This window comes from Bradyrhizobium sp. LA6.8 (assembly GCF_040547935.1).
GTDB classification, from domain to species: Bacteria; Pseudomonadota; Alphaproteobacteria; order Rhizobiales; family Xanthobacteraceae; genus Bradyrhizobium; species Bradyrhizobium barranii.
The window spans coordinates 285,552-311,614 of record NZ_JBEPQQ010000003.1 but is presented as its reverse complement, the minus strand read 5'-3'; the positions used below and the strand labels follow the sequence as shown (position 1 = coordinate 311,614).

Sequence of the window (26,063 nt, the reverse complement as noted above, 5' to 3'; positions counted from 1 at the left end):
CAAATCACATCCGTTCCGCGGTCCACGTGCCCGTGCACAGGGGGCCGCGCCATGTGCCGGAGCCTGAAGCGCCGCTGAGCCGGCCGAAGCCGACGGCGCGTTTGATCCCGGTGCTCAAGGTGACGTTGATGCTGCCGGCATCGGCCACGCGGCCGGATGCTGAAACCACAGCGCTGCTCGATGCGATCTGACCGTTGCTGATGCCGATCGAGACCGTTGCGCCGTTACCGCAAGTCTCGCTCGATGATGAGATGCGGACATTCCATGCGCCGTCGAAGGTGGAGGTCGCCGCGCCCGCCTGCGTCAGCGGGACGGCGATGGCGACAATGCTGGCGAAGAGACCTTTGCAAAATCCGTTCATGACACGCCCCGTTGGTTGACCATGGGGGGATCGTGGCATGAGCGCGGAACCCGCGATGTGAGGGCTGTCACGTGCGCAAGGGGCTCTGTGAGGTGGCGCACTCCGCAAAGAGATCGCGGACAAAAGCAAAGGGGCCCGGATTGCGGGCCCCTTGTCTCGGTTCGAACGTCGAAGCCGGACTCAGTTCACGCGCGTCCAGGTCTGGCCGCCGCAGAACATGCCGCCGAAGGCGCAGCCCTGCACGCGCAGGCGGTCGGTGCCCTTCATTGCGATCGTGGAATCGTAGGTCGAGCCGGAGTTGGGATCGAGGATGCGGCCGGACCATTTCTGATCCTTGTTCTGGTCCTTGCCGGGCTTCATGTTGATCAGGACCTGCTCGCCGTTCTGGTTCGATTTGCTGTCGACCGAATAGCCGCAGAGATTGGTGCCGCATTGCTCGATGCGGACCTTGCCTTCCTTCTCCTCGGTCAGCCAGATGCCGAGCGGTGAATTGAGATCGCGCGTGGGTCCGGCTGCGGGAGCCGGCGGTGCGACGGCAGCCGCCTGAACGGGTGCGGGGGCCGGAGCGGGGGCTGGAGGCGGCGCCGGGGGTGCAGCAGCCACAGTCGGGGCCGGCGGCGGCGTCACGGCGGGCGCTGCCTGCTGCCCGACCGGAGCGGGCGCCGGAGGAGGTGCAGGCGGCGGCAACACGGCCGTTTCGGCCGGCGCGTTGCTGGCGGTTGCGGACGGCGGCGGAGCGGGCGGGGGCGGAACTGGCGGCGGCGCTGCAGCGGCGGGCGCCTGTTCGGTTGCGGGCGGCGCTGCGGCACGGGCGGGAGCTGGCGCCGGAGCGGCCGGCGGTTGCGGATCAACCTTGGCCTGTTGCGGCGCCTGCTGGCCCGGGGTCGTCTCGTTCTTCTTGGCTTTCTTCGCCTTGCCCTGGCCGGTGTTATCGTAGACGCCGGGGATCTGCACCGTGCCGCGGTCCGGATCGATGCGGATGGTGCGCCCGCCATATTCGAAAGTGTACTGCGCCTGCGCAGCGGTGCTCGCCAAAAGGAATGCGGCCGTGGCCAACAGCTTCCTCATTTCGGTCTCCTGAACAACTGGTCCCCGTACCGAGGCTTACGCGCCGGTTCGATCGCAAAAAGTGATCTAGATCACTGTTGTCCGTATGAGTCGTGCTCCAGCGGGTTCGGGTTCAATAACGCCGGACTCCGTCCAGAGTTGGACGGCGGCGCGGCGCACCTCTGGACGGGGTATGGGATGGGCAGGTACAACCGTTGTGGTTGAAGCTTCCGAAAGCACACGCTGATGTTCCGGCCGCGGCTTGGCGGACTTATTCTGATCGTAGTCGCTTGCCTTGCTGCGACGCTGGCGCACGCGGCTGGGCTCCGGTTTATCGAAGTGCCGGCGGACGCCGGCGGGCCCGCGCTCACGGGCATGGTGTGGACACCTTGTGCGGCGCCGCCCTCCGAGGTCGCTCTCGACGGCGGTGTCGTCCTGCCGGGCGTGAAGGACTGTCCGGTAACGGGCAATCGACTGCCGCTGATCGTCGTGTCGCACGGACGGCGCGGCTCGTTTTTGGGCCACGTCGACACGGCGACCGCGTTGGCCGATGCCGGCTTCGTGGTCGCTGCGATCAATCACCCGGGCGACACTGCCAGGGACAGCAGCCGGACCGATGAGTTCTCCGTCCTGGTCGAGCGTCCCGCCGACATGAAGCGGCTTACGGATTTCATGCTCGGCGCCTGGAAGGAAGCGGCGGTCCTGGACCCCAAGCGGGTTGGTTTGTTCGGGTTCTCGCGCGGCGCCTATACCGGTCTCGTCGTGATCGGCGGCAACCCCGATTTCGGCGCGCTCGCTCCGCTTTGCGACGGAGATGCAGCCACGACGCCAAAATGCCAGGCCATTCGCGATGGCCTTGTGCCAACTGAGGCGGCCGTACACGACTCCCGCATCAGAGCCGCCGTGCTGGCAGATCCGCCGCTTTATGAAGGCCTTTTCAACCGGGAGCGCCTCGCCAATGTGACGATCCCGATTCTCTTGTGGCGTTCGGCGCTCGGCGGCGACGGTGTCGTGCCCGCTTCAGTCGATACGCTGGAACAAATGCTTCCCGCGCGCCCTGACTTCCGAATCGTGCCGAACTCGTCGCACTTTTCCTTTCTTGCGCCATGTCCGCCCAAGCTGGCCGAAGCCGCGCCGATCCTGTGCACTGATCCGCCCGGGTTCGACAGGAAAGCGTTTCACAGCGCCTTCAACGACGCGGCCGTGAGCTTCTTCCGCACGCATCTGAAGTGACGGACAAAATCGGTCGCTAGTCGAACCAGGCGGCGTAGATCTTCCTGTAGCTGCCGTCCTCCATCGAGATGTGCAGCCACTGGTCGACGAAAGCCTTCAGCGCCATGTCGCGCTGGAGCCAGTAGGCCTTCTCCGAGAAGTCGAACGGCTTCTCGGGATGTACCGCGCAGAGCACGCCGGAATGCTGCTTTTGCTGGTAGCGGGTCTCGGAGGCGTCCGTCATCATCAAATCGGCGTTGCCCTTGGCGATCTCGTCGAAGATCACGGTGTTGTCGGGGAAGACGTTGATCTCGGCATCCTTGATGTTGGCGCGCGCGAACCGCTCGTTGGTGCCGCCGGGATTGACGATGACGCGGGTGCCCTTCCTGTCGATGTCGGCGATGCTCTGGTACTTGCCGACGTCGGCGCAGCGTGCGATCGGCGTCTTGCCTTCGCGCATGATCGGCATCGAGAAGAAGCCCTTCTTCTGCCGGTCGAGCGTAACCGAGACGCCGCCCATGGCGATGTCGAACTGGTCGGCCTCGAAGTCCTTCATGAGCTTCGGCCAGGCCGTCGGCACGAATTCGACCTTGACGCCGAGCGCCTTGCCGAGCGCCTCCGCCATGTCGACGTCGAAGCCGCTGAACTGCTGTGTCGCCTTGTCCAGGTAGGTGAAAGGCTTGTAGTCGCCGGTCATGCCGACGCGCAAAGTGCCGCGCTTGACGATCTCGTCGAGGCGCGATGGCGCCGGCTGCTGAGCATATGCCGAAAAATTCGCCAGCAGGACCGCGGCCAAAGCCGCCACGATTCGAACGATCATCTCTTTTCCACCCATGCCCGAGCTGTCATTGTGCAGCTCTTGAAACCTGGATTTAGACCAGATGCCCGTCGCTGGCGAGGCGGAATTGAAGGGAATTTTGGGGTGATGATCTCGATGTATGACGCCTCGGTCGGCGTCTTCGTGCCGTATCTGCGCAACCTGTCGGCACTGCTGGACAAGGGCGTCGCCTACGCGGAAAGCCGGAAGTTCAATCCGGCCGTCCTGCTCGGCATGCGCATGGCGCCGAACATGTACGATCTGGCGCAGCAGATAGGGGAGGCGTGCCGCCATGCCACGGTCGCGCCAGCCTTGCTGGCCGACCAGGAGCCGGTGGCGCTGCCGGCGCTGGAGCACGACATCGCCGGGCTTCAGGCGCGCATTGCGACGTCAATCGAGTTCATCGAAAGCCTGTCGCGCGCCGAGATCGATAGTGCGGCGGAGCGGAATGTCTTCTTCAGGCTGAAAAACGGGACCGAGCTGCCCTTCACCGGGCGGACGCTGCTGCTGACGTTCAGCGTCCCGCAATTCTTCTTCCACGTCACGACGTCCTATGACTTGCTCCGGCATGCCGGCGTCGAGCTCGTGAAGCGGGATTTTCTCGGCCCTCGCGAGCGCTAGGCTTCGCCCTTGCGCTCGTAATCGGCGAGCGAGCTGCGGCCGGCGATCTCGCTGCGCAGCTCCTCGAAGCGCCGATGTGCCTCGTCCTCGTGCGCGTCGACGAAATGCACCGCGGCTTCGCTCGTCATCGGGCCGCTGACCACGGGAGCGGACTGCTCGCCGATGGTCTCGTGGACGTAGAACTGGCCGTCATCGCCGCGATGGACCGTCCATTTCAGACGGATCGCCACCATCGGCCCCGGACCGACCTTGCTGTAGCCATCGGCATCGGTGTGCTCCGGCACCAGCGGCTGCTCCTCGACCACGGGATGCTCGTGCTCGTCGACCATCGCATGCTCGTCGACCACCACATGCTCGTCGGCGATCGGATGCTCATCGGCGACGACCTGCTCACCGTCGACCACCATTTCGGTCTCGGTCTCGCGGACGGGCTCGGGGTGCTCCAAAATGCTGGCGATGGTTGCCAGCGCGTGGTCGGTCGGGTCGATCTCTGACAAGGGTTCATCCTCCAGCTCGACGCGGCCGGCAAGTCTGTCCCACTGCCGCCGCGGCCGGACTTATTACGCGGGTTTGATTAAGGCTGAGTTGGGGCTCGATCTGCACCAAAATGGGACGCATTCTGGCGTTCCGGAGGCGGGCGGATAACCGCCCGCCCGGAGGTCGGCTCAGCCGAGCACGTCCTGGTTGATGATGTTCTGCCGGATGGGATCGCCGTCCAGCACACTCAGGATATTGCGAGCGGTCTGCTCGCTCATGCGGCTCACCGCCTCGACGGTGACGCCGGCGACGTGCGGGGCCATGATGACGTTGGGCAGCGCGAACAGCGCGTTGCTGACCGGCGGCGGCTCCACCTCGAACACGTCGATCCCGGCACCGGCAATCCTGCCGGAGACCAGGGCGTCGTATAGCGCGGCCTCCTTCACGATGCCGCCGCGTGCAGTGTTGATGAGATAGGATTTCGGCTTCATCCGGCCGATCCGCGCCGCATCGAACAGGCCGACGGTCTCCGGCGTCTTCGGGCAATGGATGGTGACGAAGTCGGCGTTGGGCAGCGCTGCGTCGAGATCGGCGACGGGCTCGCAGCCCGCGGCCTTGATCTCGGCGGCAGGCTTGTAGGGATCGTAGACCTGTACCTTCATTTCCATCGCTTGGCAGCGCTTGGCGGTGCGACTGCCGATGCGGCCGAAGCCGATGATCAGCACGGTCTTGCCGTAGAGGTCGAACGGCAGCATGCCGAGCCGGTTGGCCCATTGGCCATCCTTGACGCAGGCGTGCATCTCATTGGCGCGCTTGGCCAGCGTCAGCATCATGAACAGCGCCTGCTCGGCGACCGAGGGCGAGTTGGCGCTGCCCGCCACCATCAGCGGCACCTTGCGGCGGGAGAGGGCGGGCACGTCGACGGCGTCGTAACCGACGCCGATGCGGGTCACCACCTTCATGTCCTTCGAGGCCTTGAGCTCGGTCTCACCGAAGGCGGTGGCACCCAGCGCCACGCCGTGAACCGGCGCGTGGTTCTTCAGCAAGGCTTCGAAATCCTTGGCCGAGATCAGGTTCGGAAACTCGACGAGCTCGATATCGTCCCGCTGGGTGAGGAGGGCGCGGGCCCCTTGCGACAAAGTTTGTGTAACGAAAATCTTCTTCTTGTTGGTCGCCATCGCTCCCCGCCTGCTTGCGTTTCTTGAGACGGCGTCACAGCACGACGCCGGTGTCTTCGTTTAGCAGGTGCATATTGTTGAGGTCCATCGCCAAACGCATGGGTGCCCCGTCCTTGGCGCCGGCGTTGGGATCGACGCGGCCGCAGACCGGCGTGCCGTCGAGCCCGAAATAGACCAGGGTCTCCATCCCCATCGGCTCGGTGACGTCGAGCACGGTGTCGAAGGTCTCGACGCCGGGCCCGAGATGCGCATGCGACTCGGTGAGGTGCTCGGGCCGGAGGCCGAGCAGCAGCTTGTCGGTGCGCGGCAGCGCGTTGTAGCGCGTGGCGCGGGCCGGCGGCAGCGCAAAGGCGATGCGGTCGGTCAGACGGATCTGAAGCGCGCCGCCGACATCCTCCAGCCGGCACGGGATGAAATTCATCGCGGGCGAGCCAATGAAGCCGGCGACGAAGCGCGTCGCCGGCTTGTGGTAGAGCTCGTTGGGCGTGCCGATCTGCTCGATGCGGCCCTTGTTCATCACAACGACGCGGTCAGCCAACGTCATCGCCTCGACCTGGTCGTGGGTGACGTAGACCGTGGTGGTGCGTACCTTCTGGTGCACCTTCTTGATCTCGATCCGCATCTGCACGCGCAGCTTGGCGTCGAGATTGGACAGCGGCTCATCGAACAGGAACACTTTCGGATTGCGCACGATGGCGCGGCCCATCGCGACACGCTGGCGCTGGCCGCCGGAGAGCTGCTTCGGCTTGCGGTCGATCAGGTCGGTGATGTCGAGGAGGCGGGCGGCTTCCGTCACCCGCGCCTTGATCTCGGCCTTGGGAAAGTGCTTCAGGCGCAGCCCGAACGACATGTTCTCCGCGACCGTCATGTGCGGGTAGAGCGCGTAGTTCTGGAACACCATGGCGATGTCGCGATCCTTCGGCGGTACGTCATTGACGACGTCGCCGCCGATCATGATGTCGCCGTCGCTGATGTCCTCGAGGCCCGCGATCATGCGCAGCGTCGTCGACTTGCCGCAGCCCGAAGGCCCAACCAGCACGATGAACTCATGGTCGGCGATGTCCAAGTCGATGCCGCGCACGGCTTCGACATCATCGTAACGCTTGACCACCTTCCGCAATGCAACGTCAGCCATGAGACATCAACCCTTTGTCGCGCCGGCGGTCAGGCCGGCGATGTAGTAGTCCATCAGGAAGGCGTAGATGACCAACGGCGGAGCCGCGCCGAGCAGCGCGCCGGTCATGATCTGGCCCCAGTTGAAGACGTCGCCCTTGATCAGGGTGGTGGTGATGCCGACCGGGAGCACGAGCTGGTCGATGGACGTCGTGAACACCAGGGGATAGAGGAACTGCGCCCAGGACACCGTGAAGGCGAAGATGGTCGCGGCAATCAGGCCCGGCAGCGCGACCGGAATAAAGATCCGCGTCAGGGTCTGAAGCCACGAGGCGCCGTCGATGATCGCGGCCTCGTCGAGCTCCTTCGGGATCGAGGCGAAATAGCCGATCATGATCCAGGTACAGAACGGCACCGTCAGCGTCGGATAGACGAATAGCAGAACGTACCATCGGTTCAGGAGCGTGATGCCGGTGATGTCCTGAACCAGCGCCAGCATCTTGAACAGCGGGATGAAGAGGAGGCTGTCCGGAACCAGGTAGGTCAGGAACACGCCGGTGGCGAGCGTCGTCGAGCCCCAGAACTTCATCCGCGCGAGCGCGAAGGCGGCAGGGATGCTGATCAGCATCGTGACGAGCACAACCACCAGCGACACGATGGTCGAATTCCAGAAGAACCGGAGGAATTGGTTCGACGTCAGTAGTTCGACATAGTTCGCCAGCGTCGGGTGGAACACCCACCACGGATTGGTCGCAGCCGAGATCTCCGCGCTGCTCTTGAGCGAGGTTATCACCATGTAGAGCGGCGGCGTCAGAAAGAAGATCGCAAACAGCACCAGGAAGAAATAGGACCAGCGCAGCGCCCAGGTACGGTCGCGGCTCATGCTGCCATATTTAACCTTGCGCCGGGGGCCGGCCTTGTCGATCGCTATTGTGCTCATCAGGATTCGTTCCCGCGTTTATTGACGTCGCGCAGGATGAAGATCGCTGCGACGGCGAGGATCGGGACCATGAACAGCGAGACGCTGGCGCCGAGCGGAATGTCGTTGCTCTCGATGCCGACCCGGAACGCATAGGTGGCAAAGATCTGGGTCTGGTCGAGAGGCCCGCCTGAGGTCAGGATGCGGACGATGTCGAAATTAGCGAAGGTGACGATCAGCGAGAACAGCGTCGTGATCGCGATGATGTTGCGCATCATCGGCAGCGTCACGTACCACATCTTCTGCCACCAATTGGCGCCGTCGATTGCGGCGGCCTCGTAGAGCTGGTCCGGCACCGATTTCAGCGCCGCCAGGTACATGATCAGGAAGAACGGCGCGCCGTACCAGACGTTGACGAGGATGACGGAAAAGCGCGCCCAGGCGGCATTGCCGAGCCAGTTGATGGGACCGATGCCGAAGAAGGAGAGCGTGTAGTTGAAGGCGCTGTAGGAGGGGTCGAACAGCCACAGCCAGGCGAGCGTGCTCATCGCCGGCGGGATCACCCAGGGCACCAGCAGCATGCCGCGCCATTTGCGCTGGCCCTTGGCCGGTATGTTGTGCACCAAATGCGCGACGATGAAGCCGATCAGCGCCTTGAAGAACACGGCGGTGATCGCGAAGATGCAGGACTGCTCCACCACCATCCAGAACGTCTCGCGCTTGAACAGGAAGGTGAAGTTGCCGAAGCCGACGAATTTTTGCATCGACTTGTTCAGCGTCGCGAGGTGGATCGAGAACAGGGCAGGGTAAAGCACGAACAGCGCGATCAGCAGGATCAGCGGCAGCGTCAGGAAGAACGCCACGGTCGATTTCCGCTTCAACGCATTGTGCAGACCCGTCCGTTTGCGCGCGCTCGCCGTGCGGGCGACGCGACCGTCCTCAACGACGACATCGGCCATGTCAGTGTCCTTGGGTCAAGCTTCCTTGCGGAATGTCCAACGGCGGAGCCGGCACCCGCGTGTCGGCTCGATCTGCTCATTCCATCGAACGGTGGGGTGCCCTGGCGGCTCACGCGGGGATGCGTGAACCGCCGTGGCACACCCCGGCTTAGGTTCGCATGAAGCCTTCACACTCGCCTTCGCCCCAGGCGAGTGCGGTCTCCAACTTTTCGCCCTGCGCAAAGCGCAGCGCCATCTTGGTCAGCGTGGCCTGCGCGTAGATCTGCTGGGCGATCTTCGGCGGCGCCGGAGAGGCCGCAATCGACAGTGTCTGATGATTGTAGGGATTTGGATAGTGATAGAGCGTGCCCTTCGGCGGGCCTACCTCGGCCCAGGTCTTCAGCGTCGTCATCTTCGCATAGGCCGGCAAATCGTATCCGCCGCTCGCCGCGACGAACTTTTCGATCGATGATGGCTGTGACAGAAAAGCCAGAAGGCTCTTGGCCGATGCCTTGTTCTTGGAGAAATTCCAGAGACCCCAGAAATAGGGCAGGAACGGCGCATACCGGCCTTTAGGACCGGAGGGGAAGCCGTGCGTCCAGCATTGCTCGGCGACCTGCGGCGCGTCGCGCCTGGCGACCGCCCAGGCGCTCGGCGGATTCATGATTAGGGCGCCGCGGCCGGAGATCAGCCATTTGTTGTTCGAGGCGTCGTCCCAGGACGGAGCGTCCGGCGGCAGGAAGGCGATCAGCTTCTTGTAGTATTCGAGCGCCTGGCGAACCTCATCGGTCTTCACCGTGACATCGCCCTTGGCGTTGACGAGTTCGGCGCCGAACGACTGGAAGATGGCGCCCGCGGTATCGACGCTGTCGGTGGTCTCGCCGAGACCGATTCCGAATGGGAAACCTGCCTTCTGGCACGCTTCCGCCGCCTTCAGGAATGTATCCATATTCCAGCTATCGGCCTTGGGCGGCGCGCCGACGGGGTACAGTTCCTGGACGTCGATCCCCGCATGCTTCTTCATGAGGTCGATGCGCGAGCAGGGCCCCTTGATCTGGCTCCCCGGGGTTGCCGGGACCGCAAGCCATTTGCCGTTGGCCTTGCCGAGATATTTGACCGTGTCGTTGACCTCACCGTTCTGCTTGATCGCCTCCTCGACCACGTCGTTCACCGGTTCAAACTGCTCGGCATACGCATGCGGCCACCAGGTGTACATCTGAAGAATGTCGTGACCGGATTTGGCCTGCGCTTCGGCCGCGACCGTCAACTCGATCTTCTTGTTGTTGCTGGTGATGTAATCGATGGAGACTTCGACCTTCTCCTTTTCAGCCCATTCCTTGACCATGGCGGTGGAGGCGTCGTTGGCACCGGGCACCCAGTGGTCCCAGAAGCCGATCGAGAGTTTGCCGGCGGCGTAAGCGCCGCGGACGTAGGGCGCTGTGATCAGCGCGGCGGAGGACATTGCAGTGGCGGCTACAAATTGACGTCGCGTCAGTGTCTTGCGTGACATCTCGTTTCCTCACCTGGATGTTTTATTGTTTTCGCGTTTCCTCTGGCATTCCGAGTTTTGTTTTTGATTTTTGTTCGCGTTTCTTGGTGCTACCGCCTCGCCGTGAAATCGCGCGAAGCGCAGCAAATTGGTAGCGCGATCAGATCATGATTGATCCCGTCTGTCGAGGAAGCCGAACGACTCGCCGTCTAGAACTAACGTTGCGTCCGGGAACGCGGCGGCGCCGTCTCGCGAAGCGCACCCGGAGGTGAACCTCGGAGGCGCATTTTGCGACGCACACTTCGGGGCAAGGAGCGTGGGACATCTCGTGCGCAATTACGCCGCAGTTTCGAATAAGCCTTCATAACCGCTTCGCGCCAAACAGTTTTCGGGCGTGGACAGCAATTGGCTGCGGCTGGACCGCGAAGCGGCGAAAACGATAGAGTTGCAACCGGCGGGTGGCCCCCACCCGGACAGGACAATCGGATCGACGATGGAGACCAGAATGATCAACCCGGCGCCGCCTGCGCGGCTTCACCTGCGGCGATGGTTCGCGCTGGGCTCCGTGCTCGCGGTGCTGCTGGGCGCCGCCGCCGTTGCGCAGGCGCAAGGCCTGGTCAAGGGCGTTCAGGATGGAGCCGCGGCCGGCAACAAGGCGGCCGGACCCGTTGGCGGCGTGCTGGGCGGTGCGATCGGCGGCGTGGTCGGTGTCTTCACCGGCGTGCTCGGCGTCAACAACCAGCCGGCTCCGGCTGCCAAGGACGCGAGCAAGGATGCCAGCAAGGACGCGAGCAAGGATTCCAAACAGCCGGGCGCCGGCAAGGACAAGGATGCCAAGAGCGCCAAGGAGACCGCCAAGGCGGGCAAGGGCGCCAAGGCGAGCAAGGAAGCCAAGAATGCGCCGCAGGACAACAAGGACAATAAGGACGTCACCGTCCTCACCCAGCCCGGCGCGCCGCAACAGTCCGCCGAGCAGATCGTCGCCAACAGCGATTCCTATATCGAGCGGATCAAGACCGAGTTGAACCTGACGCCCGATCAGGAGAAGCACTGGTTCGGCTTCTCGAGCGCAATGCACTATCTGGGGCATAATGGCGCGGAGCGGCTCAACCTGCGGATCGCCCGCGCCAAGCGGGATCCGCCCGATGACATCATCGAGCAGATGCGCAACGAATCGCAATTCCTGATCGACCGCGCCGCCGACCAGCGCAACGTCGCCGATGCCGCCGAGCCGCTTTATTCGAGCCTCGACGACAAGCAGAAGCAGGTCTTCATCCAGGAGATGGTGCGCCTCAGCCACGAGCGCGGGCTGGATTAATCAAGTTGAATCCGATCGCGGGCGTCTGAATTAACGGCGCCCGCCACGAATTCGTGAATCCTCTCCGCATTTCGGGTATGGTTAGCTTCGTAAGCTGACTGCGGGGTTGATATGGCGGACGGACTCTCCGTTTTCCTGGTCGAAGACGAGGCGTTGATCCGGATGATGATCGCCGACATGGTGGAGGAACTCGGCCATCATGTCGTCGCGGAAGCGGACAATGTCCGGGACGCGAGCGCCTTTGCGATGACCGCGCAATACGATTTCGCCATCCTCGACATCAACCTGAAGGGCCTCTACGTCGATCCCGTCGCCGATCTGATCGAGCGCCGCGGCAAGCCGTTTCTGTTCGCCACCGGCTACGGGCCGGAGCTGCTGCCGTCCTTGCTCCGGCGACGGCCGATCCTGCGCAAGCCGATTTCCCTCGACCAGCTCAAGGTGATGATCGATTCGCTGTTTCCGGGCGCGGTCGCGAAAACTCCTCACTGAGAAGGCTCCTCACCGAGAAGGCGCCGTACTGAGATCGCCAACGAAAATGGCCGCCCGTGCGGGGCGGCCATTTGGCGAAAGAATGTCTCGTCGTCTCAGATCAGGCCGGCGCTGAGGTCGATGCCGCGCGCCATCACGCCGAACGAGGCGACCAGGCCCATGCAGCAGAACAGCAAGATGATCTTGAACGAAGAATCGGCAAAACGGGTTTCGACGGCGGCCGGGATCGCGGCAAGCGAAATCATGCTCATGTTCATTCCCCCCTTTGTTGACCCCTGAATTGCATCAGGTAGGGGAAGCTCTTAGAGCAAAAAGTTTGACGCGAGCTTGCGAGGGATCGTTAACGGAATCGCCATCGCTCGCGTGTTTGCGCGAGTAGCAAGCGGTCCCGCAAGTCTCAGTTGCGGCCGTTCTTCAGCACGGTGGCGATGGTATGGGCCGTCATGGCGGCGCGATCAGAGGCGCGTTGCGCGGCCAGCCGGTCGCGCGCCTTTTCCTCGATCAGGAGCTCGATCAGGGCCAGCCGCTTGTCATCGTCGTCCGCCTCGGTCAGCAGGCGGTGATAGCGGTGATAGTCGAAACCGAAGTCCTGCTTACGCATGTCACGCCCCCGCAACTACGGGAATTGTTTCCCATCGGACACAGTCGGGCAAGCACGATCCTGCGTGGAACCGCGCCTTGGCTGCAATCAGCTGTGTATAGTTAACGGACTGGACGGCGTCGGAGCCGATCGCGGCTCATCAATCCGGATTGTGGTCGGCGAACGTCTTCAGGCCGACGAAGCTCGCGTCGGGTTTCGTCACCAGCCTGGTCGGGATGTTGCGCAAATAGTCCTGGAAGCGTCCCTTGGCTTCGAAGCGCGCACGGAAAGCGGAGGCCGCGAGGAACTCGGGGAAGCGCGGCACGATCCCGCCGGCGATGTAGACGCCGCCGCGGGCGCCGAAGGTCACCGCGAGATTGCCCGTGACTGAGCCGAGGATGGCGCAAAACATCTCCAGCGTCGCGCGGCTCAGTTCGCAACTGCCCTCCAGGGCGGCCTTGGTGATGGCGGCGGCGTCGCGGTGCGGCACCTGGGCGCCGTCGACCTCCGCCAGCGCCTCGTAGAGGTTTTGCAGGCCGGAGCCCGAAAGCGCGCCGCGCTCGATGGAGACATGACCGAGACGTCGGCGCATGGCCGCGATCACGCGCTCCTCGCGCTCGGTCTCCGCCGGCAAAGTCGCGTGGCCTGCCTCGGTGACGACCGCCAGCCGGGCGCCGTGGCGTTCGACCAGACAGGAGACGCCGAAGCCGGTTCCAGGCCCAACCACCAGCAGCGGCTCTCCGGGGAGGCCGTCCTGGCCCCCGAGCGGGATCAAATCGGCAGGCTTCAGGGCGGGCAGGGACCAAGCCACGACCTCGAAATCATTGAGCACATGCACGCTCTCGAAGCCGAGGGCCGGCTGGAGCTCGTTGCCGTCGATGACCCACGGACTGTTGGTCATGACGCAGCGGTTATTGGTCACGGGACCCGCGACGGCCAGCACGGCTCGTTTGGGCTGCTTGCCGCCGGACCGGCGCGCAAGGACGTCGGCGATGGCTTCCCGGACGGTCGGGAAGTCAGCGACCTTCACATAGTCGATGGGCCCGGCCTGGTCGCCGCTGTCCGATGCGCTTTCGCTCAGCGCAAAGCGCGCATTGGTGCCGCCGATATCGGCGAGAAGAATCTGTCCTGTCTTGCCGATACTCATGACCTTGTGGCTGCCGCGCCCTGCAGGCACGCGGGAACCGTTCCCTCCGCTCCATCCGATCCGCAATTTGCGAACGTCTCTAGAATCCGTCCTTGGGTGAGCCTAGTCAACTCGGACAACGCCAAACCGTTGCATCCCAGGTGCGACGGGCGCGATATCGCCGCATGTGTCGATGGTTGCGAAGCCGCGCGGGAAGATCGACATTGGACGGAGCGTTCGGCGCCCGTCGCGCCGGACGGCTGGAACGGGACCTTGCGATGCAGATTTCCGACCGCGACGTGCTGCTGGTGATCGACGTGCAGAACGACTTTTGCACCGGCGGAGCGCTCGCCGTTCCCGGCGGCGAGAAGGTTGTCCCGGCCATCAACCGAATTGCCGCAAATTTCACCAATGTGGTGCTGACCCAGGACTGGCATCCAGGCGATCACGTCTCGTTCGCACCGAACCATGCGGGCAAGCAGCCGTTCCAGACCATCGAGCTCGACTACGGCACCCAGGTGCTGTGGCCGACGCACTGCGTGCAAGGCACGGCGGGCGCTGAATTCCATGGGGAGCTCGAAATTACCAGGGCAAACCTCGTGGTGCGCAAAGGTTTTCGTCGCGGCATCGATTCCTATTCGGCGCTGTTCGAGAATGACCACCGGACGCCGACGGGCCTGCTCGGCTATTTGCGCGAGCGCGAGCTGAAGACCGTCTTCGTCGCTGGTCTCGCGCTGGATTTCTGTGTTCGGTTCTCGGCGGAAGATGCCCGCAAGGCGGGGTTCGAGGTCGCCGTCATCGAGGACGCATGCCGCGGCATCGATCTCGACGGCTCTGTGGCCGCGACCCATCGGAGTTTTCGCGAGAGCGGTATTTCGATCGTCAGCCTGGATGCCTTGCTGTGAGGACCTTGAGATAGTCATGGTGGAGAAGAGGGGAAAACCGCTGGTCGGATCGGATCGTCCTCCGGATGATCCACTGCTATGGCCATTTGCGGCGGCGCGGCTCGCGATGGACGCCTGCTTCTGGTGGCTGGAGCGCGATCCGCCGGAACAGGACGCGAGCAACCTGCCGTGGACGACACCCAACATGGTCGCCTTGGAGCTTGCGACCATGCGCTTGCGCGATTGCACGCGGACGCAATCCGGCCAGCCGGCACTGGTCTGCGCGCCCTATGCGCTGCATCGGGCCCTGATCGCCGACTTCGCACCGGGCCACAGCGTGGTGCAGTCCCTGCAGAATGGCGGCATCGATCGGGTGTACCTCACCGACTGGCGCTCGGCCTCGCCGGACATGCGCTATCTCTCGATCGACAGCTATCTCGGCGATCTCAACGTCGCCGTCGACGAAATCGGCGCGCCGATCGATCTCGTCGGCCTGTGCCAGGGCGGCTGGCTGTCGCTGCTCTATGCGGCGCGCTTTCCCGCCAAGGTGCGGCGGCTGGTGCTGGTGGGGGCGCCCGTCGATCTCTCGATCGACTCCGCGCTGTCCCAGCTAGCTCGCAATGCGCCTGAGGCGCTCTACGACCAGCTCGTGGCGCGCGGCGGCGGCAATGTCAGCGGCGACGAGATGCTGCGCTTCTGGACGAAGGCGCCGAGCCGCGACGACATTGCGGCGGCATTGCAGAGGGATCTCTCGGACGAGGAGGGCGCGGCACTGCTCGCGCGTTTCGATCGCTGGAATACCGAGACGCTCAACCTGCCCGGCACGTACTATCTGGAGATCGTCAACCGAATCTTCCGGGAGAATCGGATTGCCGGCGGCAACTTCACGGCGCTCGGCCGCGAGGTTGATCTGAGGGACGTCAAGGCGCCGGTCTTCCTGCTGGCCGGGCTCGATGACGACGTCGTGCCCGCCGGACAGGCGCTTGCGACCGCCGGTCTGCTCGGAACGCCGCCGGCCTTCATTGCCGCGGCTTCCGAGCCCAGCAATCATCTCGGCCTGTTCATGGGGGCGCGCACCCACGCCCATGCCTGGCCCCGGATCGCCGAGTGGCTGCGCAACGACCTCTCCGGCGTGCTGGCCCGCAGCGCCTGACCTTGTCAGGTGCCTTGGCCCGGCCGGGCCCGCGAACATGCAAATCCGTTATGCATGGCGGCGGATGGCCTGCACGGGGCCCGGTCGATGGGCTACATATCATCCGGAACAGGTGGCTGCGGCCGCGACAAGATTAAGGGTACCGCGCTCGATGAGCTTCCACTCGATCTACGCCCACGGATTTGCGCGCGTGGCGGCCTGCGTCACCACCTCCCATGTGGCCGATCCCACGGCCAATGCGAAGGCGATCCTGGCGGCGGCAGGCGCTTGCCATGAACAGTCGGTGGCGGTTGCCGTGTTTCCGGAGCTGTGCCTGTCCGGCTACGCGATCGAGGATCTCGTCAAGCAGGACCCGCTGCTCGATGCGGTCGAGCGCGGGCTCGCCTCAATCGTCGAGGCCTCCTCGGCGCTGATGACGGTCCTGATCGTCGGCGCGCCGCTGCGCTTCGGTCATCGCATCTACAATTGCGCCGTCGTCATTCATCGCGGCAACGTCCTTGGCGTCGTGCCCAAGTCTTATCTGCCGACCTATCGCGAATTCTACGAGGGACGGCATTTCGCCTCCGGTGCCGGCGTGGCCGGAGAGACGATCGCGTTTGGCGGGCTGCATGCACCGTTCGGCGTCGACCTCCTGTTCGCGGCCGAGGATGTTCCAGGCCTGATCATCGGCGTCGAGATCTGCGAGGACATGTGGATTCCGGTGACGCCGGCTTCCGAACTCGCGCTTGCCGGCGCCAGCGTGCTGATCAATCTATCCGGCAGCCCGATCACGATCGGTCGGGCGCGCTCGCGCGCACTGCTGTGCCAATCGACGTCGGCGCGCTGTCTTGCGGCCTACGTCTATTCCGCCGCGGGGGCAGGGGAATCGACCACGGACCTGGCCTGGGACGGCCAGACCTCGATCTATGAGAACGGCGTGCTGCTGGCCGAGGGCGAGCGGTTCCGCCAGGACGGCCAGATCACGCTGGCCGACGTCGATCTCGATGTGCTCAGGCAGGAACGCGCACTGATGGGCACGTTCGACGATAATCGCCGGCAACGCGAAGCCTTTTTCCGGAGGATCATCTTTGCCCTGAAGGCGCCGGCCACCGACATCGGCTTCCTGCGCAAGATCGAGCGCTTCCCGTTCGTGCCGAGCGACGAAGCCCTGCTCGAGCAGGATTGCTACGAGGCCTACAACATTCAGGTCGCCGGTCTCGTGCAGCGCATGCGCGCGACCGGAACCAAGCGCGTGGTGATCGGCGTCTCGGGCGGGCTCGATTCCACCCACGCCCTGATCGTCGCCGCCAAGGCGGTCGACCTGCTCGGACTGCCGCGCAGCAACATCCTGGCTTACACGATGCCGGGCTTTGCCACCGGCAGCGAGAGCAAGACCAACGCACTGGCGTTGATGAAGGCGTTGCGGACGGAGTGGCAGGAGCTCGATATCCGTCCCACGGCGACGCAAATGCTGAAGGACATCGGTCATCCCTTCGGCAAGGGCGAGAAGGTCTACGACATCACCTTCGAGAACGTGCAGGCGGGCCTGCGCACGGACTATCTGTTCCGGCTCGCCAACCATCATGGCGGCATCGTCATCGGAACCGGCGATCTCTCGGAGCTCGCGCTCGGCTGGTGCACCTACGGCGTCGGCGACCAGATGGCGCATTATAATGTCAACGCCGGGGTGCCGAAGACGCTGATCCAGCACCTGATCCGCTGGGTGATCGCCTCAAAACAGTTCAGCGACGACGTCAACCGGACGCTTGCGTCGATCCTGTCGGCCGAAATCTCGCCCGAGCTGGTTCCGGTCAAGCCCGGCGAGAAGCCGCAGAGCACGGAAGCCTCCGTCGGCCCCTACGAGCTGCAGGATTTCAACCTGTTCTACACGCTGCGGTTCGGCATGCGGCCGTCCAAGATCGCCTTCATGGCGCAGCACGCCTGGAATGATGTCGCCAAGGGCGAATGGCCGCCGGCGTTCCCGACCGATAAGCGCAGGGCCTATGATCTGCCGGAGATCCGGCGCTGGCTGGAAGTGTTCCTGCGCCGCTTCTTCGCCTTCAGCCAGTTCAAGCGCTCGGCGATGCCGAACGGGCCGAAGGTTTCGGCCGGCGGCTCGTTGTCGCCGCGCGGCGACTGGCGCGCGCCGTCGGATTCAAGCGCGGCGGCATGGCTTGAGGATCTCGAGCGGAACGTTCCGAAGTGATTAGGCAAGACTGATCGGGCAGGGCGCCTCAAAACGACTTCGCGCCGCGCGGCTCATACAGCCGGCGGCGCGAAATTGCGTTCAATCTAGAAAGTTCCGAGGTCCGGAGTGCCTAGGAGTCCGGACCTCGTCACCTTGCCCCAGCCTTTGATCCCCCCGCCCCATGCGGTCCCCCAACCCCATGTAGCGCGATCAGAGGGTGATGCCCCTGGAAGGCCGCCGATCGATGCGCGCGATGTACGCGAAGTATGGTTAGGATTCCATTCCGGATCACTACGGACACGAACGCGCTTGATGCTGCACACGGGTGCATTCGTCCGCATCTGATGCGATCACTGCTGCCTGAATTCGATGCAGGCGATCGGCGGGGATGTCCACATCAGCGCATCGCCGCGGCACCTGCATTTCACGGGCCTGTCACTTAACTGGTCTAGCGCTGCTCCCGTCATCGCTGACGGTCAAGGAGCAAGCCATGTCGAAGCCGGTGTTGGGCGCCGCACTATCCATCAAATCGATCCCCGCCCACCGCGACTGGCTTCTGGAACGGCAGCGCGATCTCGAGATTCAGGATTTTTTCCGCGCGGATTTGCTCGACGGCGATTGGCGGAGTGCGGCCAGCGAGATCAAGCAGATGCTCTCGGGCTACACCGGCCGGCTCGGCATTCACGGCCCGTTCTGGGGCTTCAAGATCGACAGCCATGATCCCTTGATCCGCAAGGCGGTGACGAAGCGCCTGCTCCAGGGCCTCGATGCCGCGGAATTCCTCGGTGCGACGCAGATGGTGATCCATTCACCGTTCACGACCTGGGACCACAACAATCTCGACCTCTATCCCGATAACCGCGGCAATCTCGTCGAACGCGTCAAGACGACGCTTGCCGAGGTGATCGCGCGCGCCGAGACGATCGGCTGCGAGGTCGTCATCGAGAACATCGAGGACAAGGATCCGCGCGACCGCGTGCGCCTCGCTAAGGCGCTCGAAAGCAACAAGGTCCGCGTCTCCCTCGATACCGGCCACGCCAACTACGCCCACATCTCCACCGGCGCACCGCCGGTCGTTTACTACGTCGAGACCGCCGGCGACATGCTGACGCATGTGCACCTCCAGGACACCGACGGCTTTGCCGACCGGCACTGGGCGCCGGGCGAAGGCAACATCCCGTGGGTGGCCGTGTTCCGCGCTCTGGGCCGGCTGACCTCCAACCCGCGGCTGATCCTCGAACTCCGCAATCACGACGACGTTCGCGCCGGCGCAGCCCATCTGGCCGCGCTCGGTCTCGCTGAATAACCGGCATCACAAAGATCAGGGCTTATCGTCATGAGCAAACTCACCCGTCGCACCATCCTGAAGTCCGGCGGCGTTGCCGCGGGCACGCTTCTCCTGCCGCGCTTCGCGATCGGGCAGGCGGACAACCGTCCGTCGGTGACGATTGCCGTGCAGAAGGTGACGAATTCGAACGTGCTCGACGTGCTGCGCGAGCAATCGAACGTCGGCGAGCGCGTGTTCTTCTCCTCGATCTGGGAGGGCCTGATCTCCAAGAACTGGCGTGGCAGCCTGGAGGCCGTGCCGGGCCTCGCCACCGAGTGGCGCCGCATCGACGACCAGACCGTCGAGGTGAAGCTGCGCCAGGGCGTGAAGTTCCACAATGGCGACGAGCTGACGGCCGAAGACGTCGTCTTCACCTTCAGCCGCGAGCGCATGTTCGGCGAGACCGAGGCCAAGAGCCGCTCCACCATCCAGGCCTTCGAGAAGATCCCGACGCCGCGCCCGGGCAAGGAATTGCCGCCTGATGTGCCGGCGGTCGCCCGCCGCATCTGGCCGGACCTCGTGCGCGTCGATGCCGTCGACAAGTACACGGTGCGCTTCTACAACGCGACGCCCGACGTCACGATTGAGGGCCGGCTGTCGCGCTACGGCTCCGACATCATGAACCGCCGTGCCTGGGAGCAATCCGCGAGCTATCTCGACTGGGCGCGCAAGCCGATCACGACGGGCCCGTACAAGGTCGTCGAGCTCAAGCCCGACGTATCGCTGACCCTCGAGGCGCATGACGAATATTGGGGCGGCCGGCCGCCGCTCAAGCGCATCCGTTTCCTCGAAGTGCCCGAGGTTGCGAGCCGCATCAACGGGCTGCTGTCGGGCGAATACCAGTTCGCCTGCGACATCCCGCCGGACCAGATTGCCGGCATCGAGAAGAACTCTGCGTTCGAAGTGCAGGGCGGCACCATCCTCAATCACCGCCTGACCGTGTTCGACAAGAACCACGCCCAGCTCGCCAATCCGCTGGTGCGGCGCGCCTTCACCCACGCGATCGACCGCCAGGCGATCGTCGACAGCCTGTGGGCGGGCCGTACCCGCGTGCCGAAGGGCCTGCAATGGGAATTCTACGGCGACATGTTCAACGCCGACTGGAGCGTGCCGGCCTACGATCCGAAGCTCGCGCAGGATCTGTTGAAGCAGGCCAACTACAAGGGTGATCCGATTCCGTATCGCCTGCTCAACAACTACTACACCAACCAGGTCGCGACCGCCCAGGTGCTGGTCGAGATGTGGAAGTCGGTCGGCCTCAACGTGCAGATCGAAACCAAGGAGAACTGGTCACAGATCATGGAACGCGCGCCGACCCGCGCGGTTCGCGACTGGTCGAACTCGGCTGCCTTCAACGATCCCGTCTCGTCGCTGGTCGCCCAGCACGGCCCGAACGGCCAGCAGCAGCAGATCGGCGAGTGGACCAACGCCGAACTGAACAAGCTTTCGGAGTTCCTTGAGACCTCGACCGACCGGGCTGCGCGCAAGAAGGCGTTCCGCCGCATGCTCGAGATCGCCGAGCGCGAGGATCCCGCCTATACGGTGCTGCACCAGAACGCGACCTTCACCGCGAAGCCGAAGTCGATCAAGTGGAAGGCGTCGCCGGCATTCGCGATGGATTTCCGCGCCGGCAATTTCGAGGCGTAAGTGGCGACGCCGCTGGTCAGCATCCAGGGCCTCAGCGTCGCCTTCAACGGCGTAGCGGTCCTGCTCGGCGTCGATCTCGCTTTGCAGAAGGGCGAGGCTCTCGGCCTCGTCGGCGAGTCCGGCTCCGGCAAGTCGGTGACGTGGCTTGCGGCGCTCGGCCTCTTGCCGCGGCATGCAAAAGTCTCGGGCTCCGTGCGGCTCGACGGACGCGAGATCCTCGGCGCAGCCGCGGGTGAGCTCGACCGGGTGCGGGGCGGGCGGGTCGCCATGATTTTTCAGGATCCCGCAAGCGCGCTCAATCCGGTGCTCACCATTCGCAAGCAGCTCTGCGAGGCTTTGGCGCTGCATCGCAATCTCTCGGGCGAGGCGGTGAAGGCCGAAGCGCGGCGGCTGCTCGATCTCGTCGGCATTCCCGATGCGGCGCGGCGGCTCGAAGCCTATCCGCACGAATTCTCGGGCGGCCAGGTCCAGCGCATCATGATCGCGATGGCGCTGGCCGGAAATCCCGATCTCCTCGTCGCGGACGAGCCGACCACGGCGCTCGACGCCACCATCCAGGCGCAGATTTTGGAGCTGCTCTCGACCATCCGCCGCGAGATGAGCATGGCGATGGTGCTGATCAGCCATGATCTCGGTGTCGTCGCGGAAAACTGCGACCGCGTCGCCGTGATGTATGCCGGCCGCATCGTCGAGCAGGCGCCCGCCAACCAGCTCTTTGCCGATCCCGTGCATCCCTACGCGCAGGGCCTGATCGGCGCACTGCCGCCGCTCGACGGACCGCGTCGGCGTCTCACGGCCATTCCGGGGACCGTTCCCGATCCCGCGCACATGCCAAGCGGCTGCGCCTTCGCGCCGCGCTGCGTGCTGGCGGCCGAGCCGTGTGGACTTGCCGTGCCGAGCCTGGCGCCGATCGCGAACGATCGCGTGGTTGCCTGCATCCGGGCTGAAGCTTCGCGCCGTGCGCTGCTCGGGATCGCCGCCGAATGAGCGCGCCGCTTGTCGAGGTGTCCTCGATCTCGCGCAGCTACGCGATGCGCTCCGGGATGTTCGGCCGCAGCACAGCGGTTCACGCGGTCGACGGCTTGTCACTTGCGATCCGCAAGGGCGAGACGCTCGGCCTCGTCGGCGAGTCCGGCTCGGGCAAGTCGACCACGGGTCGTATCGTGCTTGGCCTCGAGCCGCCCGATCGCGGTGAGGTGCGGTTCGACGGCAAGCCGATGGCCGCGCCGGGGACGAAGGCGTGGCGCGCGCAGCGGGCGCGCATGCAGATGATCTTCCAGGATCCGCTGGGGGCACTGGATCGGCGGTTGCCGGTCGCGGCCCAAATCCGCGAGCCCCTGGACATTCACGGACTCGGCACGCCGGCCGAACGCGAGGAACGCGTCCGCGAATTGCTGCGCGCGGTCGAGCTAACGCCGGCGCATGGTGCGCGCTATCCTGGCGCGCTCTCCGGCGGCCAGCGTCAGCGTATCGTGCTGGCGCGGGCACTGGCGACAAAGCCCGATTTCCTCGTCTGCGACGAGCCGGTCAGTGCGCTCGACGTCTCGATCCAGGCGCAGGTGGTGAACCTGCTTTGCGATCTCCAGGCGCAGCTCGGACTGACGCTGCTGTTCATCAGCCACGATCTGCGCGTTGTCAGGCAGATCAGCAATGTCGTTGCCGTGATGTATCTCGGCCGCATCGTCGAGATCGGCAGCGCCGATGATCTCTTCGCGCGTCCCGAACACCCCTATACGCAGGCGCTGGTCTCGGCGTCACCCGCGCCCGGCCGCCGCAGCGCGGGCCGCATCGTGCTGGCAGGCGATCCGCCGAACCCGGCGGCGCGGCCCCAAGGCTGTTCCTTCCATCCGCGCTGCCCGCGCGCGATCGCGCGCTGCGCGAGCGAGGTGCCGGTGCTGTCGGCCGTCGGCGGAGACAGGCAAGTCGCCTGCCATCTCGTGACGGGGCCGCAGGCCGAGACGCGGGACGCGGCCTGATGGGACGCTACCTTGCCATTCGGATCGGACGCGCGGCGCTGACGATCGTGCTCGTCGTCACCTTCGCCTTCGTGGTGCTGCGCCTCTCCGGCGACCCTGCGCTGATGATTTTGGGACCGGAGGCGCCGCCGGAAGTGCTCGCCGCCTTCCGCAAGGCCTGGGGGCTCGATGATCCCATCTGGTTCCAGTACCTCGACTACTTCGGCGCCATCGCCAAGGGCGAACTCGGCCGCTCCATGCGCGACGGGCGACCGGCGATCGAGCTCGTGCTGGAGCGGATTCCGGCAACGCTGGCGCTGACGCTGCCGGCCTTCTTCTTCAAGGTCGCCCTCGGCATTCCCGCCGGCATCTACGCGGCGCTGCACCGCGGCTCGGGAATCGATCGCGCCGTGATGATGACGGCGGTCGCCGGCTTCACCGTGCCGAGTTTCGTCCTTGCGCTGCTGCTCGTGCTCGTCTTCGCCGTTCAGCTCGGCTGGTTGCCGTCGGGCGGGCAGGACAGCTGGCGTCACGCCATCCTGCCAATCGTGACACTCAGCCTCGGCGGCGCCGCGGTGCTGGCGCGCTTCACCCGCAGCGCCATGCTGGAGGTGCTGGGCCAGCCCTATATCCGCACCGCCTCGGCCAAGGGCGTGCCGTGGCGCAAGGTGGTGACGTCGCATGCGCTGCCGAACGCGGCGATCCCGACCGTCACCATTCTCGGCTTCATGGTGGGCACGCTGATCGCGGGCGCGGTCGTGGTCGAGAGCGTATTTGCCTGGCCGGGAGTAGGGCGCCTGCTGGTCGTCGCCGTCGCCAACCGCGACCTCGCCGTCGTGCAGTGCATCCTGTTGCTGGTCGCGATGACCATGGTCACGTCCAATCTGATCGTCGATTTCCTCTACGGCTTCCTCGATCCGCGCCTGCGCGCCAAAGGGGCGCATGCATGACCGACGCAACGCTGAAGGACACGGCTGTCCGCCGCCGCATCAGCCTTCCCGCGATCCCGGTCTCGGTCGCGCTCGCGATCAGCTGGATCGTCGCCATGCTGGTGATCGCGGCGTTCGCCGAGAAAATCGCGCCTTACAGCTTCACCCAGCTCGACCTGCGCAACCGGCTGGCTGCGCCCGGCAATGTCGCGCACTGGCTCGGCACCGACGAGCTCGGCCGCGACGTGCTGTCGCGGCTCCTCGTCTCGATCCGCATCTCGCTGTTAATTGCGTTCGGCGCGACTGCGATCTCGGCGATCGTCGGCACCACGCTCGGCTTTCTCGCCGCGCATTTCCGCGGGGCCGTCGAGCAGCTCGTGCTGATGCTGACCGACTTCCAGGCCAGCATGCCGTTCCTGATCATGGCGCTTGCGGTGCTCGCGTTCTTCGGCAATTCCCTGCCACTGCTGATCGGCCTGATGGGGCTGTTCGGCTGGGAGCGCTATGCCCGCATCGCCCGCGGCCTCGCCATCTCCGCCAATGCGCAAGGCTATGCCGCGGCCGTCCGCCAGCTCGGTGCGACGCCGTCGCGCATTTACCTTAGGCATATTCTGCCCAACATCGCTTCGACCCTGATCGTTTCGACGACGCTGGTTTTCCCCGAGGTGATCCTGATGGAATCCGGCCTGTCCTTCCTCGGCCTCGGCGTGCAGCCGCCGATGACCAGCCTCGGCAACATGGTCGGCTATGGCCGGGAGTACCTGACCCGGGCGCCCTGGATCATGCTGGCGCCGGCGACCACCATCGTGATCACCACGCTGGCCGTCTCCGTGATCGGCGACTGGCTGCGCGACCGGCTCGATCCGACCCTGCAATAGGGCGACTGGCGTGACGCGTGCGCCGATTTGCCGTCGGACACCCGCTTCTAGCCTTGGACCTCCGGCGTCCTGCCGCGCCCGAGCGCGAATTGACCGACCGGGCCCTCGATATGGAATTCCAACTCCGTCATTTTCGCGAACAGATCGATGTTGGTGCTGCCAATGGCGCAGCCGCCGAGGCCCATATCGGTTGCCGTCAGGTAAAGCGTCTGAATCAGGCTGCCGACATCCTTCAGGATCAGCGAATATGCGATTGAGCTGTATTTCCAGGAGACCCGCCCAAAACGCGCCGCGATCGTGATGAGGATTTGTGGCTGACCCGGCGCATCCATGGCGAACTGGGCAGCCGCCAAATGCGCCTGGAGTTGTTGGGGGGAGGCGCTGATGGCGACTAGCGCGTGGCTCCCTGCATCGTAGTGGTAGAGTCCGCGCGCAAGCCCGTCGCAGTTCGCGACGGTAAGGTACAATTCCAGCTCGTACGCGCTGCCCGCCGACGGATAAGGCCTTGTGCTGTAGGTGACGTCGGAACCGCCTTCGAAATACGGCTCGCTCGTCCATTCGGACAAGACGCGTGCGCTGGTGTCGAGGAACCGCGCGAGTTCGCCGAGCGTGACCGGATTCTTGTCGTCGAAATCCCGTGTTGAATGGCGTTCGCGCAACAGCTTGGGGAAGCGGGAGTTCGGCTCCGGGGAGGAGAATTTGCGCAGGTCAATCTTGCTGCCGGCCCAGGGCGGACGCACCGCCGGCGACGGCGGAACGACGCCGGCATAGGTGAAGGCGGCGCCGACCGGATTGGCTTGCCGGCCCTCCGTGCTCCGCGTGTGAAACACCAGATCGTGGAAATCCCAGAGTACGAGGTTGCCGTCGCCTTCGTTCACCCGCAGGCCTTCTCCGTCTTTCGCATCGAGCTTGAGCAGGATCTGGCTGTCCAGCAACAGTTCGAGCAGATGGAGGGTGGAGGAAGCTATCTTCTGGTTGAGCTTGCCGATCTTCCGAGGCTGCGACAGCGCAGCAAGGGTCGCGGCGATGGCGGGATCGCCAATCCGGAACAACGCGCCGGCGCGTGGCGATTCCAGCACCAGCTCGTTGCCGCGCCGGCGCAGAAAGGCAAAGCGCGATAGCACAATGGTGTCACGATTGCCCAGCTTCGCGCGCCGCGGCCAGTATTCGGGGACTTGGGGCTCGATGACCACGAAGTCCTGCGTGTTACGCGACGAGGAGAGGCGGTATTCCAGAAGCCCCTGCCGGGCCAGGCGACGCACCAGGGCGTCGACGTCTCTCGCGAGGGCGCTCTTGCCCGCAAAGGAAGCGAGCGGAAGGCCGGTGCTCAGATGTCGCGCGCAGTCCATCGCGGCCGCGCTGAATTGTCCGAGGTTGACGGAATAGTCGCCCAGAATGGCGGTGATGTTTCCGTCCGGCTGCATCTGGAGGGAGAAAT

General features: G+C 64.7%; 26 protein-coding genes. 13 read left to right on the top strand and 13 right to left on the bottom strand.

What is annotated here, in order from left to right:
• Nucleotides 1–4 precede the first annotated feature (4 nt).
• Together ABIA90_RS15090 and ABIA90_RS15085 are read right to left on the bottom strand one after the other, a co-directional pair.
• Complete coding sequence (locus ABIA90_RS15090; RefSeq protein ID WP_166096607.1) at nt 5–361, bottom strand: hypothetical protein; 357 nt, start codon at nt 359–361, stop codon at nt 5–7.
• A 180-nt stretch (nt 362–541) separates the two neighbouring features.
• Nucleotides 542–1,429 carry a DUF2147 domain-containing protein gene (locus ABIA90_RS15085; RefSeq protein WP_354118196.1) on the bottom strand — a complete coding sequence of 296 codons (888 nt, stop codon included), beginning with the start codon at nt 1,427–1,429 and terminating at the stop codon, nt 542–544.
• Between the two features lie 225 nt (nt 1,430–1,654).
• Between ABIA90_RS15085 and ABIA90_RS15080 the strand changes: the two genes are divergently transcribed.
• The gene (locus ABIA90_RS15080) at nt 1,655–2,641 is read left to right on the top strand and encodes an alpha/beta hydrolase family protein (RefSeq protein WP_354118197.1); all 987 of its coding nucleotides are present in this window, start codon (nt 1,655–1,657) and stop codon (nt 2,639–2,641) included.
• 16 nt (nt 2,642–2,657) lie between these two features.
• Here the strand turns inward: ABIA90_RS15080 and ABIA90_RS15075 are convergent, their stop codons facing one another.
• Nucleotides 2,658–3,440 carry a transporter substrate-binding domain-containing protein gene (locus ABIA90_RS15075; RefSeq protein ID WP_166096604.1) on the bottom strand — a complete coding sequence of 261 codons (783 nt, stop codon included), beginning with the start codon at nt 3,438–3,440 and terminating at the stop codon, nt 2,658–2,660.
• 114 nt (nt 3,441–3,554) lie between these two features.
• Here ABIA90_RS15075 and ABIA90_RS15070 point away from each other — a divergent pair, with 114 nt between their 5' ends.
• Nucleotides 3,555–4,058 (top strand): DUF1993 domain-containing protein, encoded by a 504-nt coding sequence (locus tag ABIA90_RS15070; RefSeq protein WP_028158770.1) that lies wholly within the window; start codon nt 3,555–3,557, stop codon nt 4,056–4,058.
• Here ABIA90_RS15070 and ABIA90_RS15065 read toward each other — a convergent pair.
• From ABIA90_RS15065 to ABIA90_RS15040, 6 genes are all read right to left on the bottom strand, one after another.
• On the bottom strand, nt 4,055–4,555 hold the full coding sequence (locus ABIA90_RS15065; protein ID WP_071913817.1) for a hypothetical protein: 501 nt from the start codon (nt 4,553–4,555) through the stop codon (nt 4,055–4,057). The two genes, ABIA90_RS15070 and ABIA90_RS15065, sit on opposite strands and share 4 nt — an antisense overlap.
• Before the next feature lie 168 nt (nt 4,556–4,723).
• Nucleotides 4,724–5,713: a hydroxyacid dehydrogenase gene (locus ABIA90_RS15060; RefSeq protein ID WP_354118198.1), complete on the bottom strand. Its 990-nt coding sequence runs from the start codon at nt 5,711–5,713 to the stop codon at nt 4,724–4,726.
• A 34-nt stretch (nt 5,714–5,747) separates the two neighbouring features.
• Entirely contained in the window at nt 5,748–6,848 is a 1,101-nt protein-coding gene (locus ABIA90_RS15055; RefSeq protein WP_063983242.1) for an ABC transporter ATP-binding protein, read from the bottom strand.
• 6 nt (nt 6,849–6,854) lie between these two features.
• Nucleotides 6,855–7,766, bottom strand: coding sequence for a carbohydrate ABC transporter permease (locus ABIA90_RS15050; RefSeq protein ID WP_063983243.1), 912 nt, complete (start codon nt 7,764–7,766; stop codon nt 6,855–6,857).
• A complete protein-coding gene (locus tag ABIA90_RS15045; protein WP_063983244.1) occupies nt 7,766–8,704 on the bottom strand; it encodes a carbohydrate ABC transporter permease in 939 nt (312 codons plus the stop codon). Before ABIA90_RS15045 ends, ABIA90_RS15050 begins: the two co-directional genes overlap by 1 nt.
• A gap of 148 nt (nt 8,705–8,852) precedes the next feature.
• Nucleotides 8,853–10,193: an ABC transporter substrate-binding protein gene (locus ABIA90_RS15040; protein ID WP_063983245.1), complete on the bottom strand. Its 1,341-nt coding sequence runs from the start codon at nt 10,191–10,193 to the stop codon at nt 8,853–8,855.
• A gap of 484 nt (nt 10,194–10,677) precedes the next feature.
• On the opposite strand from ABIA90_RS15040, the gene ABIA90_RS15035 reads away from it, so the two are divergent.
• Together ABIA90_RS15035 and ABIA90_RS15030 are read left to right on the top strand one after the other, a co-directional pair.
• Nucleotides 10,678–11,490: a Spy/CpxP family protein refolding chaperone gene (locus tag ABIA90_RS15035; RefSeq protein ID WP_354118199.1), complete on the top strand. Its 813-nt coding sequence runs from the start codon at nt 10,678–10,680 to the stop codon at nt 11,488–11,490.
• Nucleotides 11,491–11,601: 111 nt separating this feature from the next.
• Nucleotides 11,602–11,979, top strand: coding sequence for a response regulator (locus ABIA90_RS15030; protein WP_028158777.1), 378 nt, complete (start codon nt 11,602–11,604; stop codon nt 11,977–11,979).
• A 95-nt stretch (nt 11,980–12,074) separates the two neighbouring features.
• On the opposite strand, the gene ABIA90_RS15025 is transcribed toward ABIA90_RS15030, so the two are convergent.
• The 3 genes from ABIA90_RS15025 to glk all read right to left on the bottom strand — a co-directional run bounded on the left by ABIA90_RS15025 (nt 12,075) and on the right by glk (nt 13,706).
• Complete coding sequence (locus ABIA90_RS15025; protein ID WP_259257549.1) at nt 12,075–12,230, bottom strand: hypothetical protein; 156 nt, start codon at nt 12,228–12,230, stop codon at nt 12,075–12,077.
• A gap of 146 nt (nt 12,231–12,376) precedes the next feature.
• Nucleotides 12,377–12,580: a hypothetical protein gene (locus ABIA90_RS15020; RefSeq protein ID WP_014495215.1), complete on the bottom strand. Its 204-nt coding sequence runs from the start codon at nt 12,578–12,580 to the stop codon at nt 12,377–12,379.
• 139 nt (nt 12,581–12,719) lie between these two features.
• On the bottom strand, nt 12,720–13,706 hold the full coding sequence (glk, locus tag ABIA90_RS15015) for a glucokinase (protein WP_354118378.1): 987 nt from the start codon (nt 13,704–13,706) through the stop codon (nt 12,720–12,722).
• A gap of 257 nt (nt 13,707–13,963) precedes the next feature.
• Between glk and pncA the strand changes: the two genes are divergently transcribed.
• The 9 genes from pncA to ABIA90_RS14970 all read left to right on the top strand — a co-directional run bounded on the left by pncA (nt 13,964) and on the right by ABIA90_RS14970 (nt 24,625).
• A complete protein-coding gene (gene pncA, locus ABIA90_RS15010) occupies nt 13,964–14,590 on the top strand; it encodes a bifunctional nicotinamidase/pyrazinamidase (protein ID WP_354118200.1) in 627 nt (208 codons plus the stop codon).
• A gap of 16 nt (nt 14,591–14,606) precedes the next feature.
• Complete coding sequence (locus ABIA90_RS15005) at nt 14,607–15,722, top strand: alpha/beta fold hydrolase (protein WP_354118201.1); 1,116 nt, start codon at nt 14,607–14,609, stop codon at nt 15,720–15,722.
• Between the two features lie 151 nt (nt 15,723–15,873).
• Nucleotides 15,874–17,907: an NAD(+) synthase gene (locus ABIA90_RS15000; RefSeq protein WP_354118202.1), complete on the top strand. Its 2,034-nt coding sequence runs from the start codon at nt 15,874–15,876 to the stop codon at nt 17,905–17,907.
• 472 nt (nt 17,908–18,379) lie between these two features.
• Nucleotides 18,380–19,195 carry a sugar phosphate isomerase/epimerase family protein gene (locus ABIA90_RS14995; protein WP_354118203.1) on the top strand — a complete coding sequence of 272 codons (816 nt, stop codon included), beginning with the start codon at nt 18,380–18,382 and terminating at the stop codon, nt 19,193–19,195.
• A 30-nt stretch (nt 19,196–19,225) separates the two neighbouring features.
• A complete protein-coding gene (locus ABIA90_RS14990; RefSeq protein WP_071913835.1) occupies nt 19,226–20,863 on the top strand; it encodes an ABC transporter substrate-binding protein in 1,638 nt (545 codons plus the stop codon).
• Nucleotides 20,864–21,850 carry an ABC transporter ATP-binding protein gene (locus ABIA90_RS14985; RefSeq protein WP_354118204.1) on the top strand — a complete coding sequence of 329 codons (987 nt, stop codon included), beginning with the start codon at nt 20,864–20,866 and terminating at the stop codon, nt 21,848–21,850.
• Nucleotides 21,847–22,839 (top strand): ABC transporter ATP-binding protein, encoded by a 993-nt coding sequence (locus ABIA90_RS14980; protein WP_354118205.1) that lies wholly within the window; start codon nt 21,847–21,849, stop codon nt 22,837–22,839. Before ABIA90_RS14985 ends, ABIA90_RS14980 begins: the two co-directional genes overlap by 4 nt.
• Nucleotides 22,839–23,768 (top strand): ABC transporter permease, encoded by a 930-nt coding sequence (locus tag ABIA90_RS14975; RefSeq protein WP_014495224.1) that lies wholly within the window; start codon nt 22,839–22,841, stop codon nt 23,766–23,768. The genes ABIA90_RS14980 and ABIA90_RS14975 overlap by 1 nt, the downstream gene beginning before the upstream one ends.
• Nucleotides 23,765–24,625, top strand: a complete 861-nt coding sequence (locus ABIA90_RS14970) for an ABC transporter permease (RefSeq protein ID WP_028147836.1) — start codon at nt 23,765–23,767, stop codon at nt 24,623–24,625. The genes ABIA90_RS14975 and ABIA90_RS14970 overlap by 4 nt, the downstream gene beginning before the upstream one ends.
• Before the next feature lie 47 nt (nt 24,626–24,672).
• On the opposite strand, the gene ABIA90_RS14965 is transcribed toward ABIA90_RS14970, so the two are convergent.
• The gene (locus ABIA90_RS14965; RefSeq protein WP_354118379.1) at nt 24,673–26,049 is read right to left on the bottom strand and encodes a SagB/ThcOx family dehydrogenase; all 1,377 of its coding nucleotides are present in this window, start codon (nt 26,047–26,049) and stop codon (nt 24,673–24,675) included.
• Nucleotides 26,050–26,063 lie beyond the last annotated feature (14 nt).

Excerpts from the sequence above, each read along its gene's own strand:
- ABIA90_RS15035 (WP_354118199.1), top strand. The coding sequence starts at position 10,678 with ATGATCAACCCGGCGCCGCCTGCGCGGCTTCACCTGCGGCGATGGTTC.
- ABIA90_RS14975 (WP_014495224.1), top strand. The coding sequence starts at position 22,839 with ATGGGACGCTACCTTGCCATTCGGATCGGACGCGCGGCGCTGACGATC.
- ABIA90_RS15090 (WP_166096607.1), bottom strand. The coding sequence starts at position 361 with ATGAACGGATTTTGCAAAGGTCTCTTCGCCAGCATTGTCGCCATCGCC.
- ABIA90_RS15050 (WP_063983243.1), bottom strand. The coding sequence starts at position 7,766 with ATGAGCACAATAGCGATCGACAAGGCCGGCCCCCGGCGCAAGGTTAAA.
- ABIA90_RS15005 (WP_354118201.1), top strand. The coding sequence starts at position 14,607 with ATGGTGGAGAAGAGGGGAAAACCGCTGGTCGGATCGGATCGTCCTCCG.
- ABIA90_RS15045 (WP_063983244.1), bottom strand. The coding sequence starts at position 8,704 with ATGGCCGATGTCGTCGTTGAGGACGGTCGCGTCGCCCGCACGGCGAGC.
- ABIA90_RS15025 (WP_259257549.1), bottom strand. The coding sequence starts at position 12,230 with ATGAGCATGATTTCGCTTGCCGCGATCCCGGCCGCCGTCGAAACCCGT.
- ABIA90_RS15020 (WP_014495215.1), bottom strand. The coding sequence starts at position 12,580 with ATGCGTAAGCAGGACTTCGGTTTCGACTATCACCGCTATCACCGCCTG.
- ABIA90_RS15040 (WP_063983245.1), bottom strand. The coding sequence starts at position 10,193 with ATGTCACGCAAGACACTGACGCGACGTCAATTTGTAGCCGCCACTGCA.
- ABIA90_RS14970 (WP_028147836.1), top strand. The coding sequence starts at position 23,765 with ATGACCGACGCAACGCTGAAGGACACGGCTGTCCGCCGCCGCATCAGC.
- ABIA90_RS14980 (WP_354118205.1), top strand. The coding sequence starts at position 21,847 with ATGAGCGCGCCGCTTGTCGAGGTGTCCTCGATCTCGCGCAGCTACGCG.
- ABIA90_RS15075 (WP_166096604.1), bottom strand. The coding sequence starts at position 3,440 with ATGATCGTTCGAATCGTGGCGGCTTTGGCCGCGGTCCTGCTGGCGAAT.
- glk (WP_354118378.1), bottom strand. The coding sequence starts at position 13,706 with ATGAGTATCGGCAAGACAGGACAGATTCTTCTCGCCGATATCGGCGGC.
- ABIA90_RS15000 (WP_354118202.1), top strand. The coding sequence starts at position 15,874 with ATGAGCTTCCACTCGATCTACGCCCACGGATTTGCGCGCGTGGCGGCC.
- pncA (WP_354118200.1), top strand. The coding sequence starts at position 13,964 with ATGCAGATTTCCGACCGCGACGTGCTGCTGGTGATCGACGTGCAGAAC.
- ABIA90_RS15055 (WP_063983242.1), bottom strand. The coding sequence starts at position 6,848 with ATGGCTGACGTTGCATTGCGGAAGGTGGTCAAGCGTTACGATGATGTC.
- ABIA90_RS15030 (WP_028158777.1), top strand. The coding sequence starts at position 11,602 with ATGGCGGACGGACTCTCCGTTTTCCTGGTCGAAGACGAGGCGTTGATC.
- ABIA90_RS14990 (WP_071913835.1), top strand. The coding sequence starts at position 19,226 with ATGAGCAAACTCACCCGTCGCACCATCCTGAAGTCCGGCGGCGTTGCC.
- ABIA90_RS15085 (WP_354118196.1), bottom strand. The coding sequence starts at position 1,429 with ATGAGGAAGCTGTTGGCCACGGCCGCATTCCTTTTGGCGAGCACCGCT.
- ABIA90_RS14965 (WP_354118379.1), bottom strand. The coding sequence starts at position 26,049 with ATGCAGCCGGACGGAAACATCACCGCCATTCTGGGCGACTATTCCGTC.
- ABIA90_RS15070 (WP_028158770.1), top strand. The coding sequence starts at position 3,555 with ATGTATGACGCCTCGGTCGGCGTCTTCGTGCCGTATCTGCGCAACCTG.
- ABIA90_RS14995 (WP_354118203.1), top strand. The coding sequence starts at position 18,380 with ATGTCGAAGCCGGTGTTGGGCGCCGCACTATCCATCAAATCGATCCCC.
- ABIA90_RS15060 (WP_354118198.1), bottom strand. The coding sequence starts at position 5,713 with ATGGCGACCAACAAGAAGAAGATTTTCGTTACACAAACTTTGTCGCAA.
- ABIA90_RS15080 (WP_354118197.1), top strand. The coding sequence starts at position 1,655 with ATGTTCCGGCCGCGGCTTGGCGGACTTATTCTGATCGTAGTCGCTTGC.